Raw genomic sequence first — 18,824 nt, 5'->3', positions numbered from 1 at the left:
GCTAAAATAACTAGGATACTGTCAGGTATTATGCGCATATCAACATGACAGAGAGGATATTTTACATGGCGAACGTACTAAAGACATGGGTAGAAAGCGACAAGCGCGAAGTTAAGCGGCTTGGTAAAATCGCGGATAAGGTTCAAAAATACGAAGACGAGTACGCCGCGCTGAGCGACGAGCAGCTTCAGGCAAAGACCCCGGCCTTCAAGGAACGACTGGCCAACGGGGAGACGCTTGACGACATTTTGCCCGAGGCGTTCGCGGTGGCGCGTGAAGGCGCCAAGCGCGTCTTGGGGCTGTTCCCGTTCCGGGTGCAGATTATCGGCGGCATCACGCTGCACGAAGGCAACATCGCCGAGATGAAGACCGGGGAAGGGAAGACCCTGACCGCCACGATGCCGGTGTACCTCAACGCGCTGGGCGGCCAAGGCGTCCACGTGGTCACGGTCAACGAGTACCTGAGCGGCCGTGACGCGACCGAAATGGGCGAGCTGTACAACTGGCTGGGCCTGTCCGTAGGGTTGAACACCCACGACCTGAGCTCCGATGAGAAGCGGGCGGCCTACGACTCGGACATCACTTACTCGACCAACAGCGAGCTTGGGTTCGACTACCTGCGCGACAACATGGTGGTTTACAAGCAGCAGATGGTTCAGCGGCCGCTGAACTTCGCCATCGTCGACGAAGTGGATTCGATCTTGGTCGATGAGGCCCGGACGCCTTTGATCATCTCCGGCGGCGCCGAGAAGAGCAATGGCCTCTACATCCGCGCCGACCGCTTCGTGAAGACCCTCAAGGAAGAGGACGACTACACGATCGACTGGCCGACCAAGACCATTTCGCTGACCGAAAACGGCATCCGCAAGGCCGAGAAAATCTTCGGCCTGAAGAACCTGTACGACACGGAGAACACGGCCTTGACCCACCACATGGACCAGGCGCTGCGGGCCAATTACATCATGCTCAAAGACATTGACTACATGGTGTCCGACGGCGAGGTGCTGATTGTCGACCAGTTCACCGGCCGGGCGATGGAAGGCCGCCGCTTCTCCGATGGCCTGCACCAGGCGATCGAGGCCAAGGAAGGCGTCGAGATCCAAGACGAGAACGCCACCATGGCGACCATCACCTACCAGAACTTCTTCCGCATGTACAACAAGCTGTCCGGGATGACCGGGACGGCCAAGACGGAAGAAGAAGAGTTCCGCGAAATCTACAACATGAACGTGATTTCGATTCCGACCAACAAGCCGGTAATCCGCGTCGACGCGCCGGACATTTTGTACCCGACCCTGGACGCGAAGTTCCACGCCGTGACCGAAGACATTAAGGAGCGCCACGCCAAGGGCCAGCCGATCCTGGTCGGCACGGTGGCCATCGAGTCCTCCGAGCGACTGTCGGCGATGCTGGACGAAGCGAACATTCCGCACAGCGTCTTGAACGCGAAGAACCACGCCCGTGAAGCCGAAATCGTCATGAACGCCGGCCAGCGCGGCGCCGTCACCATCGCGACCAACATGGCCGGGCGCGGCACCGACATCAAGCTCGGCCCCGGCGTCACCGCCGTCGGTGGCCTGGCCGTGATCGGCACCGAGCGGCACGAAAGCCGCCGGATCGACAACCAGCTGCGTGGCCGTTCCGGGCGCCAAGGCGATCCGGGCTCGACGCAGTTCTACCTGTCGCTTGAAGACGACCTGATGAAGCGCTTCGGGTCCGAGCGCATCAAGGCGATGCTCGATCGCTTCAAGGTCGAAGACGACGAGCAGGTGATCCGCAGCCGCATGATCAGCCGCTCCGTTGAATCCGCCCAAAAGCGCGTCGAAGGGAACAACTACGACACCCGTAAGAACACGCTGCAGTACGACGACGTCATGCGCGAACAGCGCGAGGTCATCTACAAGCAGCGCCAGCAGGTGATCAACGAAACCGAGACCCTGCGCCCGGTTTTGATGGCGATGATCAGCCGCTGCGTGTCGCGCATCGTGCAGGCCCACACCCAAGGCGAAGCGAAGTCTTGGGAGCTTGACGCGATTTACGATTACGTCACGTCCAACATGGTGAGCGAAGAGGACCTCGACCGCAAGGACCTCGACGGCAAGTCCCAGCAGGCCTTGATCGACATGCTGATGGGGCTGGCCGAGGCCAACTACGACGAGAAGCTCAAGCAGCTGGGCGACAAGGACCAGATGCTTGAATTCGAGAAGGTTGTCATTTTGCGCGTCGTCGACTCCCTGTGGACCGACCACATCGACGTGCTGGATCAGCTGCGTCAAAGCGTCGGCCTGCGTGGCTACGGCCAGATGAACCCGCTGGTCGAGTACCAAGAAGAAGCCTACCGCATGTTTGAGGAAATGATTGCCAACATGGACGACGGCGTGACCCGCCTGTTCATGAAGGCCCAGATCCGCCAGAACATTCGGCGTTAAAAAAAGCAGCCAGGGCGACCTGGCTGTTCTTGTCTCAACGAAAGAAAGGATGACCATTCGATGGAAATCGCAGAAATGAGAAACACCCTGGCCCAGTTACGGACCAAAATAAATCAGTTTAGGGGGTCGCTTTGACCTCGATGCGCTGAACGAACGCATCGCCGAAAACGAGGGCCGCATGGCCGAACCCGGCTTTTGGGACAACCGCCAACGCGCCCAGGAAGTGATCGACGCCAACAACGTGCTTAAGACCAAGCACGACAACTTCATCGCGCTGCAAGACCAGCTGGACGAGCTGGACGTCGCCTTCGAGCTGCTGCAAGAAGAGCCAGATGCCGACTTGCAGGCCGAAGTCGAGTCCGACCTCACCGCCTTGCAGGAGAAAATGACGCGCTACGAGCTGACGCTGTTGCTCAGCGGCCCGTACGACGCCAACAACGCGATTCTTGAAATCCACCCCGGCGCTGGCGGCACCGAGTCGCAGGACTGGGGCTCGATGCTTTTGCGCATGTACCAGCGCTGGGCCCAGCAAAACGGCTACACCGTGGAGGTCGCCGACTACCTGGCCGGCGACGAGGCCGGCATCAAGTCGGTGACGCTTTTGATCTCGGGCGACAACGCCTATGGCATGCTGCGCTCCGAAAAAGGCGTTCACCGCCTGGTTCGCATCTCGCCGTTCGACTCGGCCGGGCGGCGCCACACCAGCTTCGCCTCCGTCGACGTGATGCCGGAGCTCGATAACAGCATCGACATCGAGATCCGCCCCGAAGACATCAAGATGGAGGTCTTTCGCTCAAGCGGCGCCGGCGGCCAGCACATCAACAAGACCTCCAGCGCCGTGCGGCTGATCCACATTCCGACCGGCATCGTGGTCTCCAGCCAGGCCCAGCGCAGCCAGTTCCAAAACAAGGACACGGCGATGGGGATGCTCAAGGCCAAGCTGTACCAGCGCGAACAGGAGATCAAGGCCAAGGAGGCCGCGGCCATCAAGGGGACCCAGATGGAGGTCGCCTTTGGCTCGCAGATTCGCTCCTACGTGTTCCATCCCTACACGATGGTCAAGGACCACCGCTCCAACTACGAAACCGGCAACGGGCAAGCCGTGATGGACGGGGATCTCAACCCCTTCATCTACGCCTACCTGCAGTGGGAGCTCGCAGGCGCCAACCCGAAGTGAGCAACTGTAACAAGGCTGTTATCGGTTTGACGTATTGACATGCTATACTTTTGCCATAGTTTTAAAAAGGAGCGAAATCCATGATTCAATTGAAAAATGTGATGAAGCAGTACGACAACGGCGTCATCGCGATCAAGGACCTGAGCCTGACGGTGGACGCCGGCGAGTTCGTGTACCTGATCGGCTCAAGCGGCGCCGGCAAGTCGACGTTCATCAAGATGCTGTACCACGAGCTGACGCCAAGCGAAGGCACCATCACGGTGGGCAAGCATGATTTCGCCAAGATGGGCCCCAAGGACGTGCCGATGTTTCGGCGCGAGCTGGGCGTTGTGTTCCAGGACTTCAAGCTGCTGCCGCGGCTGACGGTGTACGAGAACGTCGCCTACGCGATGGAGGTCATCGAGACCCCGGACGAGGAGATCAAGCCGCGGGTGCTGCACGTCTTGAAGCTGGTCGGGCTTGAACAAAAGCTCCGGCGCTTCCCAAGCGAGCTTTCCGGTGGGGAGCAGCAGCGCGTGGCGATCGCCCGGGCGATCGTCAACGACCCGCAGGTGGTAATCGCCGACGAACCGACGGGGAACCTCGATCCGGAAACCTCCGAGGGCATTATGGAGATTCTCGAGCGGATCAACGGCGACGGCACCACGGTGATCATGGCGACCCACAACCGGGAAATCGTCAACGGTCACCCGCACCGGCTGCTTGAAATCGCCGGCGGCCGGCTGATTCGCGATGAACAGGGAGGGAGCTACGGTAATGAAGCCTAATGTATTGAAGCGTCACGTCAAAGACTCCCTCAAAAGCCTGCGTCGCAACGGCTGGATGTCGGTGGCCGCGGTTTCCGCGGTGACCGTCACGCTGCTGTTGGTCGGGATTTTCCTGGCTTTGATCGCCAACGTCAACCGCGTGTCCAGCCAGGTCGAAAACGACGTGCGGGTGCGGGTTTACATCCAAAAAGGCACCAAGAAGGCCGACCAGGCGGCGCTGAAGAAGCAGCTGAAGGCGATGCCGCAGGTCGAAAAGATCACGTTCCGCTCCTCCAAGCAGGAGCTCAACTCGATCGTCGGCACTTACGGCTCGCAGTGGAAGATGTTCTCCGGCGACCAGAACCCGCTGACCAACATTTTCCTGGTCGACACCAAGAAGCCGACGCAGACCATCACCGTCGCCAAGAAGGCCGAAAAACTCAAGCACGTGTCCGAGGCGTCGTACGGCGGCAACACCGCCAAGAAGCTGTTCTCGACCGTCGACACGATTCAGCGCTGGGGCATCGGCTTCACCATCCTGCTGCTGTTCGTCGCGGTGTTCCTGATCAGCAACACCATCCGCATCACGATTCTCTCGCGTGAAGACGAGATTCGCGTGATGCGCCTGGTGGGGGCGACCAACAGCTACATCCGCTGGCCGTTCCTCCTGGAAGGGGCCTGGACCGGGCTGTTCGGCTCGCTTTTGCCGATGCTCGTGGTCGATTTCGGCTACGGGTTGGTGTACAAAAACGCCAACTTCTCGGTGGCCGCCAACGGCTTCTCGCTGTTCCCGACCCTGCCGTTCCTGTTTTGGCTGGATCTGGGCATCGCCTTGATCGGCATCGTGATCGGGGCGTTGGGGGCGGTTGTCTCCATGCGCCGCTTCCTGCGCATCTGATTGTTTGGGCCTTTGGACCGCCTGCGTGGCGGTCTTTTTTTTGCGGCCAGCCGCAGACAAAAAAACGTCCGGCACAAGTTTGAATTGTGCCGGACGCGCCGAAGCCACCAAGGGTCACGTAACCCCGGCAGCCTCGGTACTTTTGCTGATTCGTTGCAATTTTGCAGGATTGGCCGCGACGTGGTGCTGCGTTCAAGGCCGGTTGAAACAAGCCACGCGCCGAGGCTCTCCGCAGCTACCTCGCAAGCGAGTAGGAGAGCCAGTGACACTGGGCGTGGGTGGTGGCGTACACCCTGGTATTCGGTCCCATCGAGGGGAGCCGTAACGCGAAAACACGTGTGTTGAAAGCCAGGTTCGGCTTGGTATGGGCGGGGGTACTGGGAATGCTTATCTCCCGGCCATTCCCCCTGGGGCAGTGGCATTGCAACGGCCCTGTCCGGGAGCCGCTTCCCTGTCCTAGAATAATCATCCAAAGCCAGTGTAAGCCCTGCCACCGCAGCCGTCAATTTTTAAGCTCATGTGGTGCGGCGACGTGAAATTGGCCGCCAGCACCAGCTCTGCGCTAGCCGTCCCACTAACTGCGCCTGGCTCCGCCCTGGTCGTCGGGCTACGCCAGGCAACGCGAACGCGATTAGCTCGCACTGGCACTCGAAGCAAGGACCGCTTCAAGCGCCAGCGCCACGCTACTCGGTTCGCTAACTGCGCCTGGCTTCGCCCTGGGGTCAATGTAAACCCGCCTTTACAAGAAATTTACCAGATTTTTTCAGTAAAGTATTCCATGCTATACTACACTGTGAAGGGAAGGGTACATGCCGATGCAGATTCTGATAACGATGGTGGGGCCGGTCACGCTGGTCGGCCTGGCCGTGGCACTTTTTTGGCGGTTGTGGCGGGTGCGTCACGAACGGTCCGTGTTCCTGACGGCCATCGATCGGCACTGGACCAACTGGTGGGCCGGGCTGATCGGCGGCGCGGCGCTGGCCCTGGTGGTCAGCGGCGCCAGCGTCTTGCTGGGGCTCTTGCTGCCGCCGGCGGTGGGACTGGCGCTGTCTGGGCTGTGCGTGGCCGGACTGCTGCTGTCCGGGCTGGGCTTTGGGGCCTGGCCGTTGGGGCTGGCCGGCCTGGTGGTCGTCGCCGCGACGCGTTACCTGAACGTGGCGGCCCTTCGCGCTGGGGGCGTTGCCTGGAGCTGGCGACTGGCGGCACTGATTGCATTGTTGTGGCTGGGCAACGGGCTTTTGCTGCGCTTCTTGAACCCACCGATCGACGTCCCCAGCGTTCGCGGCTCGCGGCGTGGGGTCCAGGTCGCGACCTACGCCAGGCGCCAGTTCTACTGGGTGCCGCTGGTGCTGCCGGTGAGCGGCGACTGGTTCAATCGGCTGCCGTACTGGCCGCAGCTGACCGTTTTGGATCACCGCTTCGCCTTGATCGGGCTGCCGCTGGTGATTGGCGCGGCCTTGACCACCCGCAAGCAGCTGCCCGGCACCGCGCTTGACCCGATCGGCCGGGCCTACCTGATCGGTGGGGTGGCGGCGGCGCTTGCGGCCGGCATCGGCTGGTGGCACCAGGACTTGGGCCTGTGGGTGCAGATTGCCTTGGCGGTGCTTTCGCTTGGCCTGTGCGTGGCGACGCGCGTGGCGGCGCGACGCGGGGCGGCCTACATCTCGGCGACGGCAAGCGGGGTGCGGCTGGTCGCCGTTTTGCCCGACACGCCGGCGGCCAAAATGGGGCTTGAGGCCGGCGACATCGTGCTGCTGGCCAACCAGGTGCCGGTCGCCACGGCGGCCGAGCTTTACGCCGCGCTGCAGGCGCATCCGACCTACTGCCGGCTGAAGGTGCAGCGGTTGGACGGCCGCATCAAGCTGGCGGAAACCGCGATTTTTGCCGGGGCCCCGCACGAGCTGGGCATGGTCACCTTCGACCCCAACCCCACGCCTGACGCAGACTAGGAGGACGCAATGAAAAAGATCTTAGTGGTCGATGACGAACCCGCCATCGTGACGTTACTGAAGTACAATCTGGAAAAGGAGCACTACGCGGTGACCACCGCCGCAGACGGCGACACGGCGCTGAGCCTGGCGCTGCAAGGGGCCTTTGACTTCATTATTTTGGACCTGATGCTGCCGGGGCTTGACGGCTTCGAGATCACGCGCAAGCTGCGCAACGCCAACAACGCCACCCCGATTATGATTCTGACGGCCAAGGACGACGAGACGGACAAAATCGTCGGCCTGGAGCTCGGCGCCGACGATTACGTCACCAAGCCGTTCTCGCCGCGCGAGATCATCGCGCGGCTCAAGGCCATCGACCGGCGCGTCCAGGTCGCCCAAAGCCCAAGCGGCACCCCGAAGATTGTGATCGGCGACCTCGCCATCGACCCGGACAATATGCGGGCGACCAAGCGCAACGTGCCGGTGACCCTGACGCCCAAGGAGTTCGAGCTGCTGGCCTTTTTCGCCACGCGACTGGGCAACATCTTGTCGCGCGAGGCGATCCTGAACGGCGTGTGGGGCTTCGACTACCCGGCCGAGACCCGCATGGTGGACATTCAAGTCAGCCACCTGAGAGACAAAATCGAAGACGATGCCAAGCACCCGGTGTACATCAAAACGGTGCGGGGCTTCGGTTATCAAATGGAGGTGCCGCATGATTAAGGTCGTTCGGCACTACGCCTGGGCATGCATCGCGGCAGTCTCAGGCTTTTTCTTACTGCTGATCGGCGTCGACCACCTGCTGTACACCCAGCAAAGCACCCACCTGCAGGCGGTGTATCGCACCTACGCGGATCTGGGCGGCACGGCAAGCGTCGCGGTGCGGCTGGCCAAAGACAACCACGTGACCATCACCCGGCTGACCGGCAAGCCCCAGACGCAGCGCGAGGACCTGCTGCAGGACCTGGTGGATCGCAAACGCACGATTATCGACGAAAGCACGGTGCTGTTGGTCAGCGGCCGGCCCGAGCAGATTTACGTCGGGCGGCGCGACAATATTTTCGTCGGGGTCTGGCAGAAAAAGGCCACGTTGTTCGGCGTCGCGCCGCAGCTGGGGCTCGCCTTCGTGGTGCTTTACGCCGCCGGCTGCGCCGCCTTGGCGACCTGGATTTTGCGCCGCAACCGCTACTGGCACGGCCACGTCGCGCAGATGGCCCACAACGTCGCCGCCATCCGCAAGGAACACCAAGTCGAGCCGATCATCGCGTCGCCCGGGTCGCCCTTTGCCGAGCTGACCCGCGAAATCGAGCGGCTGGACCAAACCGCCGCGCATCTGCGCCAGAAGGTCGCGCTGCGCCAGGCCAGCTTCGACCGGCTGATCGACCACCTGCCGCAGGGCGTGATGCTGATCGACACCGACCGCGCCGTTTTGCTGGCGAATCCTGCGATGCAGCAGTTCGTCGGCCACGAGATCTCGCCGCGCCAGCACAACTACCTGGACGACGTGAAGACCTACGCGCTGGCTCGCCTGATCGAACACACCTACCGCAGCCGCAAGTCGCACCACCAAGAGGTCACCTTGATGACCACCCAAAAGGCGGTGGATGCCAACGTGATCGCGCTGACCGGCACCGACCGGCTGCAGGTGCTGGTGATACTCTACGACGTCTCCTACCTGCGCCAGGTCGAGCAGATGCAGCTGGATTTTGTCGGCAACGTCTCCCACGAGCTCAAGACGCCGGTGACGGCGATCAGCGGCTTCACCGAGACCCTGATGGACGGCGCCAAGAACGACCCGGCCACCCTCGACCAGTTTCTCACCATCATCCACGACGAAAGCCTGCGCCTGACCCAGCTGATTCAAGACATCCTGACGCTTTCGCGGCCGGAAGCCGCCCAGGCCAACGCGGCGGTCAACGTGCAAGACCTGGTGCAACGCGCCTTGCGGCCGCTGCAGGCGCCGGTGGCGGCCAAGCACCTGCGCATCGACATCGAGGTGCCGACGGACCTGACGGTGACCACCGTGCCGGCCAAGCTTTCGCAGGTGGTGCGTAACCTGCTGAACAACGCGGTGTTTTACAACCGCGAAGGCGGCAGCATCACCATCACCGCCGCTGCCACCGCGGCCGGCTGGCAGCTGGCCGTGGCCGACACCGGCATCGGCATCCGCGAGGAAGACCAGGCCCGGGTGTTCGAGCGGTTCTACCGCGTCGACAAGGCCCGCAGCCGCCACAACGGCGGCACGGGCCTGGGGCTGGCCATCGTGCATGAAATGGTACAGCAACTGCAAGGCGAGCTGCACCTGAAGAGCCAAGTCGGCATCGGCTCGACCTTCACCGTCACGCTGCCTAACAGCGTGGCGTAGGACCGCGGCGACCCGCGCCGCTGCGTCGGGGGACGGCCGCGGTCGCTTGGCGACGAGGGCCACCGTGGGCTTCGCCGGCGCTACCGGGCGCAACGCGGCGATCCTTGGGTGACGGCGCTACCGGGTGCAAATCGTGGTACCGTCTCCGGCCCCGGCGGCGTATACTGAAGCCGAATGATTTTACATGATTTTTACAATTGCCGGGTAGGATTTTTACATTGGGTTGCTAAACTGGTTAGAGTTACGAATTCGGAGGGTCCAACGTGAAGAAAATTCTCGCAATTCTGGCAGCCTTTTGCCTCACAATTTTGGCCGCGTGCGGCGCCCAAAGCGCCGGGGAATCGATCACCGCGGTGGGGTCAAGTGCCCTGCAGCCGTTGGTCGAGGCCGCGGCCTCGCAGTTTCAAACCGACAACCTCGGCGTGTTCATCAACGTACAGGGCGGCGGCTCCGGCACCGGTCTGTCGCAGATTCAGCAGGGGGCGGTGGAAATCGGCAACTCGGATCTGTTCGCCCAGGAGAAGGACGGCATCGACGCGGCCAAGCTGGTCGACCACCGCGTGGCGGTCGTCGGCATCGCGCCGATCGTCAACAAGCAGGTCGGGGTGACCAGCTTGAACGTGGTCCAGCTTAGGCGCCTGTTCACCGGCGAAATCACCAACTGGAAGCAGGTCGGCGGCCGCGACCTGCCGGTGGTGGTGGTCAACCGCGCCCAAGGCTCCGGCACCCGGGCGACGTTCGAGAAGTGGGTGCTGCAGGACCGCCAGCCCAAGGCGGCCCAGGAGCAAGACTCCACGGGGATGGTGCGGTCGATCGTCGCCAGCACCCCCGGCGCGGTGTCTTACGTCGCCTTTTCCTATGTCGACAAGACCGTGCAGCCACTGGCCTTGAGCGGCGTCAAGCCGACCGACGCGAACGTCACCACCAACGCCTGGCCGATCTGGTCTTACGAGCACATGTACACGCGCGGCCAGCCGACGGGGCTGACCAAGCGCTTCTTGGCTTATGTGCAATCGCCTGCGACCCAGGAGCGGCTGGTGGCCAAAATGGGCTACATCCCGATGACGAAGATGCAAGTGGAACGCGACGCCGACGGCAACGTCACCAAGCGTTAGGAGGAAGCCCATGGATCCAATCAAAGAAGCGATGCTTCACCGCTCCCGCTCGGCGCGAATCGAGCGGCGCGGCAAGCTGATCAGCCTGTTTTGCATCACCTTGATCGTGGTGGTGGTGGTCGCCATCTTCACCTTCGTCGCCTCGCGCGGCCTGGCGACGTTCTTCACCGACGGGGTCAACCTCTGGGACTTCATCAGCAAGACCACCTGGTCGCCGGCGGTCAAGGACGCGCATGGCGCCGCCCAGGTCGGGGCCTTACCGATGATCGTCGGGTCGTTCGGGGTGACGCTGCTTTCGGCCGTGGTGGCCACGCCCTTTGCGGTTGGCGCCGCGATTTTCATGACCGAGATTTCGCCGACGCTGGGCAAAAAGGTGCTACAGCCGGTCATCGAGCTTTTGGTCGGCATTCCCAGCGTCGTCTACGGGTTCATCGGCCTGTCCGTGGTTGTGCCGTTCATTCGCCACGTTTTCGGCGGCACGGGTTTTGGCATCCTGGCTGGGACCTTCGTGCTGTTCGTCATGATCCTGCCGACGGTCACCTCGATGACCGTCGACGCCTTGAAGGCCGTGCCGCGCCACTACCGCGAGGCCAGTCTGGCGCTTGGCGGCACCCGCTGGCAGACGATTTCGCGCGTCGTGATTCGCGCCGGGATGCCGGGAATCTTGACCGGCATCGTGTTCGGGATGGCCCGGGCGTTCGGCGAGGCGCTGGCCGTGCAGATGGTGATCGGTAACGCCGCGCTGTTGCCGACCAACCTGATCAGCCCGGCGGCGACCTTGACGTCGGTGTTGACCTCGGGCATCGGCAACACCGTGATGGGCTCGCTTGAAAACAACGCGCTGTGGTCCTTGGCGCTGCTGTTGCTCCTGATGTCCTTGGCGTTCAACCTGCTGATTCGCTGGATTGGCAAGAAGGGGGAGATGAAGTGATGGATCCCAAGAAAGTCGACAAGTTCGCCACCGCCACGCTTTACACCATTGCCGGTGTGATCGTGGTGATTCTGGCCAGCCTGCTGGGGTACATCCTGTGGCAGGGGCTGCCGCATGTCTCCTGGCACTTTTTGACCAGCCCGGCCAAGGCTTTCGAGGCCGGCGGCGGGATCGGCATTCAGCTGTTCAACTCCTTTTACCTGCTGCTTTTGTCGATGGTGATCGCCGTGCCGCTGGCACTGGGCGCCGGCATTTACCTGGCCGAGTACGCCAAGAAAAGCTGGCTGACCGACGTGATTCGCACCGCTATCGAGATTCTGAGCTCCCTGCCGTCGGTGGTGGTCGGGCTCTTCGGCTTCCTGGTCTTCGTCTTGCAGTTTCACTTTGGCTTCTCAATCATCTCCGGGGCGCTGGCTTTGACCATGTTCAACCTGCCGCTGTTGACCCGCAACGTCGAGGACTCGCTGCGCCAGGTCAGCTTCACGCAGCGCGAGGCCGGGCTCGCCTTGGGCCTGTCGCGCTGGGAAACGGTGATTCACGTGATCATTCCCGAGGCGCTGCCCGGTATCCTGACCGGGATGATTCTCGGGGCCGGGCGCGTGTTCGGCGAGGCGGCGGCGTTGATCTACACCGCCGGCCAAAGCGCCCCGGCGCTGGATTTTAGCAACTGGAACCCGCTGAACATCGCCAGCCCCTTGAACCCGCTGCGGCCGGCCGAAACGCTGGCGGTTCACATCTGGAAGATCAACTCGGAGGGCATTCAGCCCGACGCCGCCGCGGTGTCGGCCGGGGCTTCGGCCGTGTTGATCATCGCCGTCTTGTTGTTCAACGTGTTGGCCCGTACCCTGGGCAACCGCCTCTACAAGAAGATGACCGCGGCGTGACGCCGAAGTGAGGAGATAAGATGCAAAATTACGCTTTGGACGACCGCTACATCAAGGACCTGCCGCGCGACCAGCACGAAATTGCGATCGAAACCAAGGATCTCAAGGTCTACTACGGCGACCACGAGGCGATTCACGGGGTGTCGTTGCCCTTCGAGCGCTTCAAAATCACGGCGCTGATCGGCGCTTCCGGCTCCGGCAAGTCGACCTTCCTGCGGTCTTTGAACCGCATGAACGACACCATCGACGGCACCCGGGTGACCGGTGAAATCATGTACCGCGGCCTCGACGTGAACTCGGCGCAAGTCGACGTCTACGAGATGCGCAAGCACATCGGCATGGTGTTTCAGCGGCCCAACCCGTTCGCCAAGTCGATCTACGACAACATCACCTTTGCCCCGCGCCGCTTCGGCGAAAAGCGCAAGGCCGTCTTGGACGAGCTGGTGGAAACCAGCCTCCGCCAGGCGGCGCTGTGGGATCAGGTCAAAGACAACCTGAACCAAAGCGGCCTGGCACTGTCCGGCGGCCAGCAGCAGCGGCTGTGCATCGCCCGGGCGATTGCGATGAAGCCCGATGTGCTTTTGATGGACGAGCCGGCCTCGGCACTGGATCCGATCTCCACCTCGACGGTCGAAGACACGCTGATGGCGCTGAAGGATCAGTACACCATCGTGATCGTCACCCACAACATGCAGCAGGCCGCCCGGATCAGCGATTACACCGCGTTTTTCTACGCCGGGCAGGCGATTGAATTCGATGAGACCAGAAAGATCTTCACCCGCCCGAAGATCAAGGCCACGGACGATTACGTGTCCGGGCACTTCGGCTAAGGAGGCCACGATGACGAACCAGGTGATAACCAGCCGCGACGTCCACCTTTTTTACGGCAAGTTCGAGGCGCTGCTCGGCATTGACCTTGACTTCAACGCCAACGAAATCACGGCCCTGATCGGCCCCAGCGGCTGCGGCAAGTCGACGTACCTACGCACCCTCAACCGCATGAACGACCTGATCCCAGGCGTCACCATCACCGGCGACATCCGCCTGGACGGCCAAGACGTCTACGCGCCGACCCAAGACGTGGTGCAGCTGCGCAAGCGGGTGGGGATGGTGTTCCAGCAACCTAACCCGTTCCCGTTCTCGATCTACGACAACGTCTGCTACGGGCTGCGGTTGGCCGGGGTCAAGGACCGCGCGACGCTGGATTCGGCGGTCGAAACCAGCCTGAAGGCCGCCGCCGTGTGGGACGAGGTCAAAGACAAGCTGCACAAGTCGGCGCTGTCTTTGTCCGGCGGTCAGCAGCAGCGCGTCTGCATCGCGCGGGTGCTGGCGGTGCGGCCGTCCGTGATCCTGATGGACGAGCCGACCAGCGCCTTGGATCCGATCTCGAGCACCCAGATCGAAAACATGCTCTTGGAGCTGCGCCAGCAGTACACGATTATTTTGGTGACGCACAACATGCACCAAGCGTCCCGCATTTCCGACCGCACCGCCTTTTTCCTGCAGGGGCGGCTGGTCGAGGTCAACGCCACTAAGAAGGTCTTCCTCAACCCGACACAAAAAGAGACGGAAGACTACATTTCAGGCCGCTTCGGGTAGCGGCACAGCCCTAGGAGGACTAGACATGCGACGGCTTTTTGAAGACGAACTCAACGAACTCCACGTGCGCTTCTCAGAGATGGGAATGATGGTCAACGAGGCCATTTTCAAATCCGTCAAGGCGTTCGTGAATCACGACAAGGCGCTGGCCCACACCGTGATCGAAGACGATCAGCACATCAACAAGCGCGAGGTCGACCTTGAAAAGCGCAGCTTCGAGATGATCGCCTTGCAGCAGCCGGTGACCTCGGACCTGCGCATGATCGTGACCATCATGAAGGCCAGCTCCGACCTGGAGCGCATGGGCGACCACGCGGTGTCCATCGCCAAGTCGACGATTCGCGTCAAGGGCGAGGTCCGCACCCCCGAAATCGAGAAGGTGATCGCCGACATGGCCGGCGCCGTCAAGCGGATGGTCGATGAGGTGCTCGATGCCTACGTCAGAGAAGATGCCGATCGCGCCCGGGAAATCGCGGAGGAGGACCACGGCATCAACGGCTACTCCACGCAGGTCTACCACCTGTGCATCGACGAGATGACCAAAGACGCCGACACCATCGTCAGCTCGATGGATTACATGCTGGTGTCCTCGTACCTGGAGCGGATCGGGGATTACGTCACCAACATCTGCGAGTGGATCTTGTACCTCAAGACCGGCAAGCTCCTCGAGCTCAACTCCAACGCCAAAGAAGACGTGCTGTGATGCAAGGCCCCGCTGGTGCGGGGCCTTTTTTCGCCCGGCGGTGAGGCTGAGTCAAAAATCAACCTTAGGACCTATGCACCCCGTCGCGCAGGCTGGCATACTATAACTACAGAGGCAGTCAAAACGTGGAGGTAATACCATGAATGAACGTGAACGGATTTTAGATTTAGTGAAGCAGGGTGTGATCACCAGTGAAGAAGCCTTGGTGCTCCTTGAAAACCTCGCGAAGGCGAAGGCCAAGACCCCAACTGCCGCACCCGTAGACCCTGCAGCCGACCAGACGAACGCGACCCACCCAACAGCAGACCCCGCAGACCCGAATAAGAACGACACCGAAGCAGACACGCACCAGGAAACCCCGGCGGAAGAGGCGCTGGCCCTGCTCAACACGCAGCTGGCCGAGCTGGCCGGCAACCTCGACGCCGCCCAAGCCCAGGTCAAAAGCGTGAACGCCAAGCTCGCCGCCAACGCCGAGCAGATCATCGTGCTGGACACGATGGAGGACCTCGACACCTTGTCTGAGGAGAAGTACAAGGAGCGCGGCCGCCTGAAGCAGGAGAACCTGACGCTGACGACCAAGCAAGGCGAGCTAGCGACTCAGGTGGCCGACCTCAAGGCTCAGATCGCCGAGCTCAACCGCCAAAAGCACCAGCTGACCAAGAAGACCTTCGCCGAAAAGGTGCTGCCGGATGACTGGCAGGACCAGGCCAAGGACGCCTTGACCGACATCGGCAAGACGGTCAACGACGCGACGTCGCAGATCGGTTCGCTGGTCAAAAAGACCATGAACAACGTGCTGGACAATGTGGACTGGAAGGACGTCACGGTGCGGGTGCCAGGCATCGCCACCGAGCGGTTCAGCCACACCTTCGATTTTGCCGACAGCCAGGCCACGATTTTGGACCTCAAGGTGGCCAACGGTGACATCACCATTGACACCTGGGACCAGGCCGGCATTCAGGTCAACGCCGAGATCAAGCTGTTCGGCAAGATGCAGGCCGACACACCGCTGCAGGCCTTCTTGGACCGCAGCCACATCGAGGCCAACGACGATCACCTGGTGTTCCAGGTGCCGAACCGCCGCGTTCAGGCCGACCTGACCATTCACCTGCCGAAGCGCGACTACGACCACGTGGCCGTGCGGCTGTTGAACGGCGGCCTGATTCTCAACGGACTGAGCGGCAAGGACTTTTACGTCAAAAGCACCAACGGCGAGCTGACGTTCAACCAGCTCACCGCGGTGATGCTTGAGATCGAAGGCGTCAACGGCTCGATCAAGGTCACCGACGGCACCGTGCATGACCTGATGCTCGAAACCGTCAACGGCGACATCAAGGTCTCAAGCGCGGCCAAGACGCTGGCCCTGCAGACGGTCAACGGCACGATTCGCACGACGTTGGCTTCCGACTTCACCCAGCTGACCGCAAGCTCCGTCAATGGCAACGTCAAGATTGCGCTGCCGGCCAGCGTCGCCGTGACCGGCGAGGCTCGCACCCGCTTCGGCGGCGTCAAGAGTCGCATGAGCGGCATCAACGTGTCCGGCAAGGCCAAGTCGGTGTCGCTGGACCGCCCCGGCACCGGGGTCGGGAAGCTGAAGGTCACCACGACCAGCGGCAACGTGCAACTCAAGGACACGGACAACGATTAGGCATTCGCGGGGTGGCCGCGTCGTGCTGGCGCGGCTATTCTTGTCCGACAAAGTAGCAAAGGAGAGATCGACATGCCTTTTCTGATGATTCCAATCATCCTGTTCATCGCCGGGATGGCGATCATGATGGTGTTCGCCCTGGGCTTCGCCTTGATCCACGTGCTGTTTTGGCCGGTGGTGATCGGCCTGTTCATCTGGTGGCTGGTTCGCAACGCCGGCGGCCCAAAGCAGGCGGGGCACCCGTACCGCAGCAACCACGCCGACTGGCAGGACCACCTGGACCACGCGCGTAAAACCGCCCACAACGTGAAGGAAGAGACGCTGCACCAGTCCCGGCCCACCCAGCCGAGCCACCGCGACCACCAAGATCACGACGACGACTGGAGTGACTTCTAATGCATTTTCTGCGCAAGGTCATTTTGACCACCATCGTGTTTCTGGTTTACGCGCATCTGTTCCCGTCGCAGCTGTTCATCGCCAGCTGGACCGCCGCCTTAACCGGCGCCGTGGTCTTGGGCATCCTCAACGGGCTGGTCAAGCCGGTGTTGAAGGTGCTGTCCTTCCCGCTGACCATCCTGACGCTCGGCCTGTTCCTGCTGATTCTCAACGGCTTCATGCTCAGCCTGATGACCTGGTTCGTCTCCGGCATCACCTTCTCGGGCTTTGGGGCCCAGGTGATTTTGGCCGTGGTGCTGAGCCTGGTCAACGCGACGCTCGGCGACGCCGACCGCAACTGACCGTTAACGACGACGCCCATTCCGCAACCGCGGGGTGGGCGTCTTTGACGTGGTAGGGGAACGACTGGTCGCCGGGGGAACCAATTTGGTCGGCGCCGGCTTATGGCTGGGAACCCGGGCCACCACTGGGATTGAGCCGGTCAGTGGCGGCGCCAGCGGCCGGCCGGATAGCGAAAAATCTTATAATTGCAACAATAATTTGACAACTAACTCCCTAAATTTGACGACTGTGTCACAAATGTGAAGGGCTTACAATGAGTTCATACATTGATAAGGAGGGATGACGATGCAGACTAAGCAGTCAGCCGTCGTCGGGGGTAGCAGTAAAGGTTTCGTCGCTAAGATGAAAAAGAACAGCACGTTTTTCCTGCTGGTCGCACCAGGGACACTCTTCCTGATCATTTTCTTCTACATTCCCGTTTTGGCCAACGTCGTCGCGTTTCAGAATTTCCAATACTCGGACGGGGGCTTCTTATACAGCTTGTTCCACAGCCCGTGGGTCGGTTTACAGAACTTTATTTTCTTCTTCAAGTCCGCGGACTTCGGGCTTGTCCTGCGCAACACCGTGGGTTACAACTTGACCTTCCTGTTGCTCAACTTCTTCTTTGCCATTTTCTTCGGGATCGTCATGAGTCAGATGCGCAACATGAAGCTGCTGCGGGTCTACCAGACCTCCATGCTGTTCCCGTACTTCCTGTCCTGGGCGATTCTGGCGTACTTCCTTTACGCCTTCCTGAGCGCGGATAAGGGGATTATCAACCACATCATCACAAGCTCCGGTGGCACGGCCATCGACTTTTACAACACGCCGTACGTCTGGCCGTTCATTATCGTCTTCATGGGCGTTTGGAAGGGGATCGGCTACAACAGTATCCTTTACTTCGCCACCGCCAGTGGGATCGATCCTTCCTACTACGATGCGGCCATGATGGATGGGGCCAACAAGTGGCAGCAGATTAAAAACGTCACGTTGCCACACATCCTGCCGATTGCCACGTTGATGCTGATCATCAACATCGGCGGCATTTTCCGGTCAGACTTCGGGCTGTTCTACCTGCTGCCTCGCGCCTCGGGTACGTTGATCAACGTGACGCAGACGTTCGATACCTACGTCTACCGCGCGTTGACCACGACCAACGACATCGGCATGAGTACCGCGACTGGCTTGATTCAGTCGGTGGTCGGCTCGATCATGATCCTGGGCTCCAACGCGATTGTTCGCAAGGTTCAGCCGGATTCAGCACTGTTTTAGGAGGGATAACTCGTGGCTAAAAAGAAAAAAACGATTAGCGCGGTGGACATCCGCAAGTTCAGTGCCGGCACGAACCTGTTCTTCAACATCTTCTTGGGCATCTTCGCCCTCAGCTGTGTGCTGCCGTTCTTCTTCATCATCATCCTGTCTTTGACCAAGGAATCGGACATCACCCTTTACGGGTACCAGTTCTGGCCGAAGCACTGGACACTGGCGTCTTACCAGTACCTGACCGGCATGGGCGGCCAGGTCGGCAAGTCCTTCATCATCACCGTCATCGTGACGGTGGTCGGGACCATCATGAGCTCGACGTTCACGTCGACTTACGCCTACGCGATTTCGCGGCGTGACTTCGACTACAAGAAGTTCTTCACGATTTTCGCCTTGATTTCCATGCTGTTCACGCCAG

The 18,824-nt window shown here is 61.1% G+C and carries 18 protein-coding genes; all 18 read left to right on the top strand.

What is annotated here, in order from left to right; all coding sequences use genetic code 11:
* Nucleotides 1–65: 65 nt before the first annotated feature.
* Nucleotides 66–2,429, top strand: coding sequence for a preprotein translocase subunit SecA (gene secA / locus ACYVRZ_RS11065; protein ID WP_461226879.1), 2,364 nt, complete (start codon nucleotides 66–68; stop codon nucleotides 2,427–2,429).
* 60 nt (nucleotides 2,430–2,489) lie between these two features.
* A protein-coding gene (gene prfB, locus ACYVRZ_RS11060; protein WP_461226877.1) for a peptide chain release factor 2 occupies nucleotides 2,490–3,606 on the top strand; the annotation gives its coding sequence in 2 pieces (ribosomal slippage) (nucleotides 2,490–2,561 and nucleotides 2,563–3,606; 1,116 coding nt in all).
* An 80-nt stretch (nucleotides 3,607–3,686) separates the two neighbouring features.
* Entirely contained in the window at nucleotides 3,687–4,373 is a 687-nt protein-coding gene (gene ftsE, locus ACYVRZ_RS11055; RefSeq protein WP_461226875.1) for a cell division ATP-binding protein FtsE, read from the top strand.
* Entirely contained in the window at nucleotides 4,363–5,250 is an 888-nt protein-coding gene (ftsX, locus tag ACYVRZ_RS11050) for a permease-like cell division protein FtsX (protein ID WP_262315516.1), read from the top strand. The genes ftsE and ftsX overlap by 11 nt, the downstream gene beginning before the upstream one ends.
* Before the next feature lie 815 nt (nucleotides 5,251–6,065).
* On the top strand, nucleotides 6,066–7,199 hold the full coding sequence (locus ACYVRZ_RS11045) for a PDZ domain-containing protein (protein ID WP_461226873.1): 1,134 nt from the start codon (nucleotides 6,066–6,068) through the stop codon (nucleotides 7,197–7,199).
* A 9-nt stretch (nucleotides 7,200–7,208) separates the two neighbouring features.
* A complete protein-coding gene (locus tag ACYVRZ_RS11040) occupies nucleotides 7,209–7,904 on the top strand; it encodes a response regulator transcription factor (protein ID WP_262315514.1) in 696 nt (231 codons plus the stop codon).
* Nucleotides 7,897–9,546, top strand: a complete 1,650-nt coding sequence (gene pnpS / locus ACYVRZ_RS11035; RefSeq protein WP_461226871.1) for a two-component system histidine kinase PnpS — start codon at nucleotides 7,897–7,899, stop codon at nucleotides 9,544–9,546. Before ACYVRZ_RS11040 ends, pnpS begins: the two co-directional genes overlap by 8 nt.
* Before the next feature lie 263 nt (nucleotides 9,547–9,809).
* The gene (locus ACYVRZ_RS11030) at nucleotides 9,810–10,661 is read left to right on the top strand and encodes a phosphate ABC transporter substrate-binding protein PstS family protein (protein ID WP_461226869.1); all 852 of its coding nucleotides are present in this window, start codon (nucleotides 9,810–9,812) and stop codon (nucleotides 10,659–10,661) included.
* A gap of 10 nt (nucleotides 10,662–10,671) precedes the next feature.
* Nucleotides 10,672–11,592: a phosphate ABC transporter permease subunit PstC gene (pstC, locus tag ACYVRZ_RS11025; RefSeq protein WP_461226867.1), complete on the top strand. Its 921-nt coding sequence runs from the start codon at nucleotides 10,672–10,674 to the stop codon at nucleotides 11,590–11,592.
* On the top strand, nucleotides 11,592–12,476 hold the full coding sequence (gene pstA / locus ACYVRZ_RS11020) for a phosphate ABC transporter permease PstA (RefSeq protein ID WP_262315510.1): 885 nt from the start codon (nucleotides 11,592–11,594) through the stop codon (nucleotides 12,474–12,476). The genes pstC and pstA overlap by 1 nt, the downstream gene beginning before the upstream one ends.
* Before the next feature lie 20 nt (nucleotides 12,477–12,496).
* A complete protein-coding gene (gene pstB / locus ACYVRZ_RS11015; protein ID WP_461226865.1) occupies nucleotides 12,497–13,306 on the top strand; it encodes a phosphate ABC transporter ATP-binding protein PstB in 810 nt (269 codons plus the stop codon).
* 10 nt (nucleotides 13,307–13,316) lie between these two features.
* The gene (gene pstB / locus ACYVRZ_RS11010; protein ID WP_461226863.1) at nucleotides 13,317–14,075 is read left to right on the top strand and encodes a phosphate ABC transporter ATP-binding protein PstB; all 759 of its coding nucleotides are present in this window, start codon (nucleotides 13,317–13,319) and stop codon (nucleotides 14,073–14,075) included.
* A gap of 25 nt (nucleotides 14,076–14,100) precedes the next feature.
* Complete coding sequence (gene phoU, locus ACYVRZ_RS11005) at nucleotides 14,101–14,778, top strand: phosphate signaling complex protein PhoU (RefSeq protein WP_461226861.1); 678 nt, start codon at nucleotides 14,101–14,103, stop codon at nucleotides 14,776–14,778.
* Nucleotides 14,779–14,917: 139 nt separating this feature from the next.
* Nucleotides 14,918–16,426 (top strand): daptomycin-sensing surface protein LiaX, encoded by a 1,509-nt coding sequence (liaX, locus tag ACYVRZ_RS11000; RefSeq protein ID WP_461226859.1) that lies wholly within the window; start codon nucleotides 14,918–14,920, stop codon nucleotides 16,424–16,426.
* A 72-nt stretch (nucleotides 16,427–16,498) separates the two neighbouring features.
* Nucleotides 16,499–16,822, top strand: a complete 324-nt coding sequence (locus ACYVRZ_RS10995) for a hypothetical protein (RefSeq protein WP_461226858.1) — start codon at nucleotides 16,499–16,501, stop codon at nucleotides 16,820–16,822.
* Nucleotides 16,822–17,163 carry a phage holin family protein gene (locus ACYVRZ_RS10990; protein WP_262315504.1) on the top strand — a complete coding sequence of 114 codons (342 nt, stop codon included), beginning with the start codon at nucleotides 16,822–16,824 and terminating at the stop codon, nucleotides 17,161–17,163. Before ACYVRZ_RS10995 ends, ACYVRZ_RS10990 begins: the two co-directional genes overlap by 1 nt.
* A gap of 280 nt (nucleotides 17,164–17,443) precedes the next feature.
* A complete protein-coding gene (locus ACYVRZ_RS10985) occupies nucleotides 17,444–18,415 on the top strand; it encodes an ABC transporter permease (RefSeq protein WP_420844668.1) in 972 nt (323 codons plus the stop codon).
* Nucleotides 18,416–18,427: 12 nt separating this feature from the next.
* The coding region (locus tag ACYVRZ_RS10980; protein ID WP_461226855.1) for an ABC transporter permease family protein at nucleotides 18,428–18,824 on the top strand (397 nt) is incomplete at its 3' end.

This window comes from Lacticaseibacillus suihuaensis, from assembly GCF_054785075.1.
Note: the sequence above shows the minus strand (reverse complement) of the source record. Positions and strands in the feature narration are given on the sequence as shown.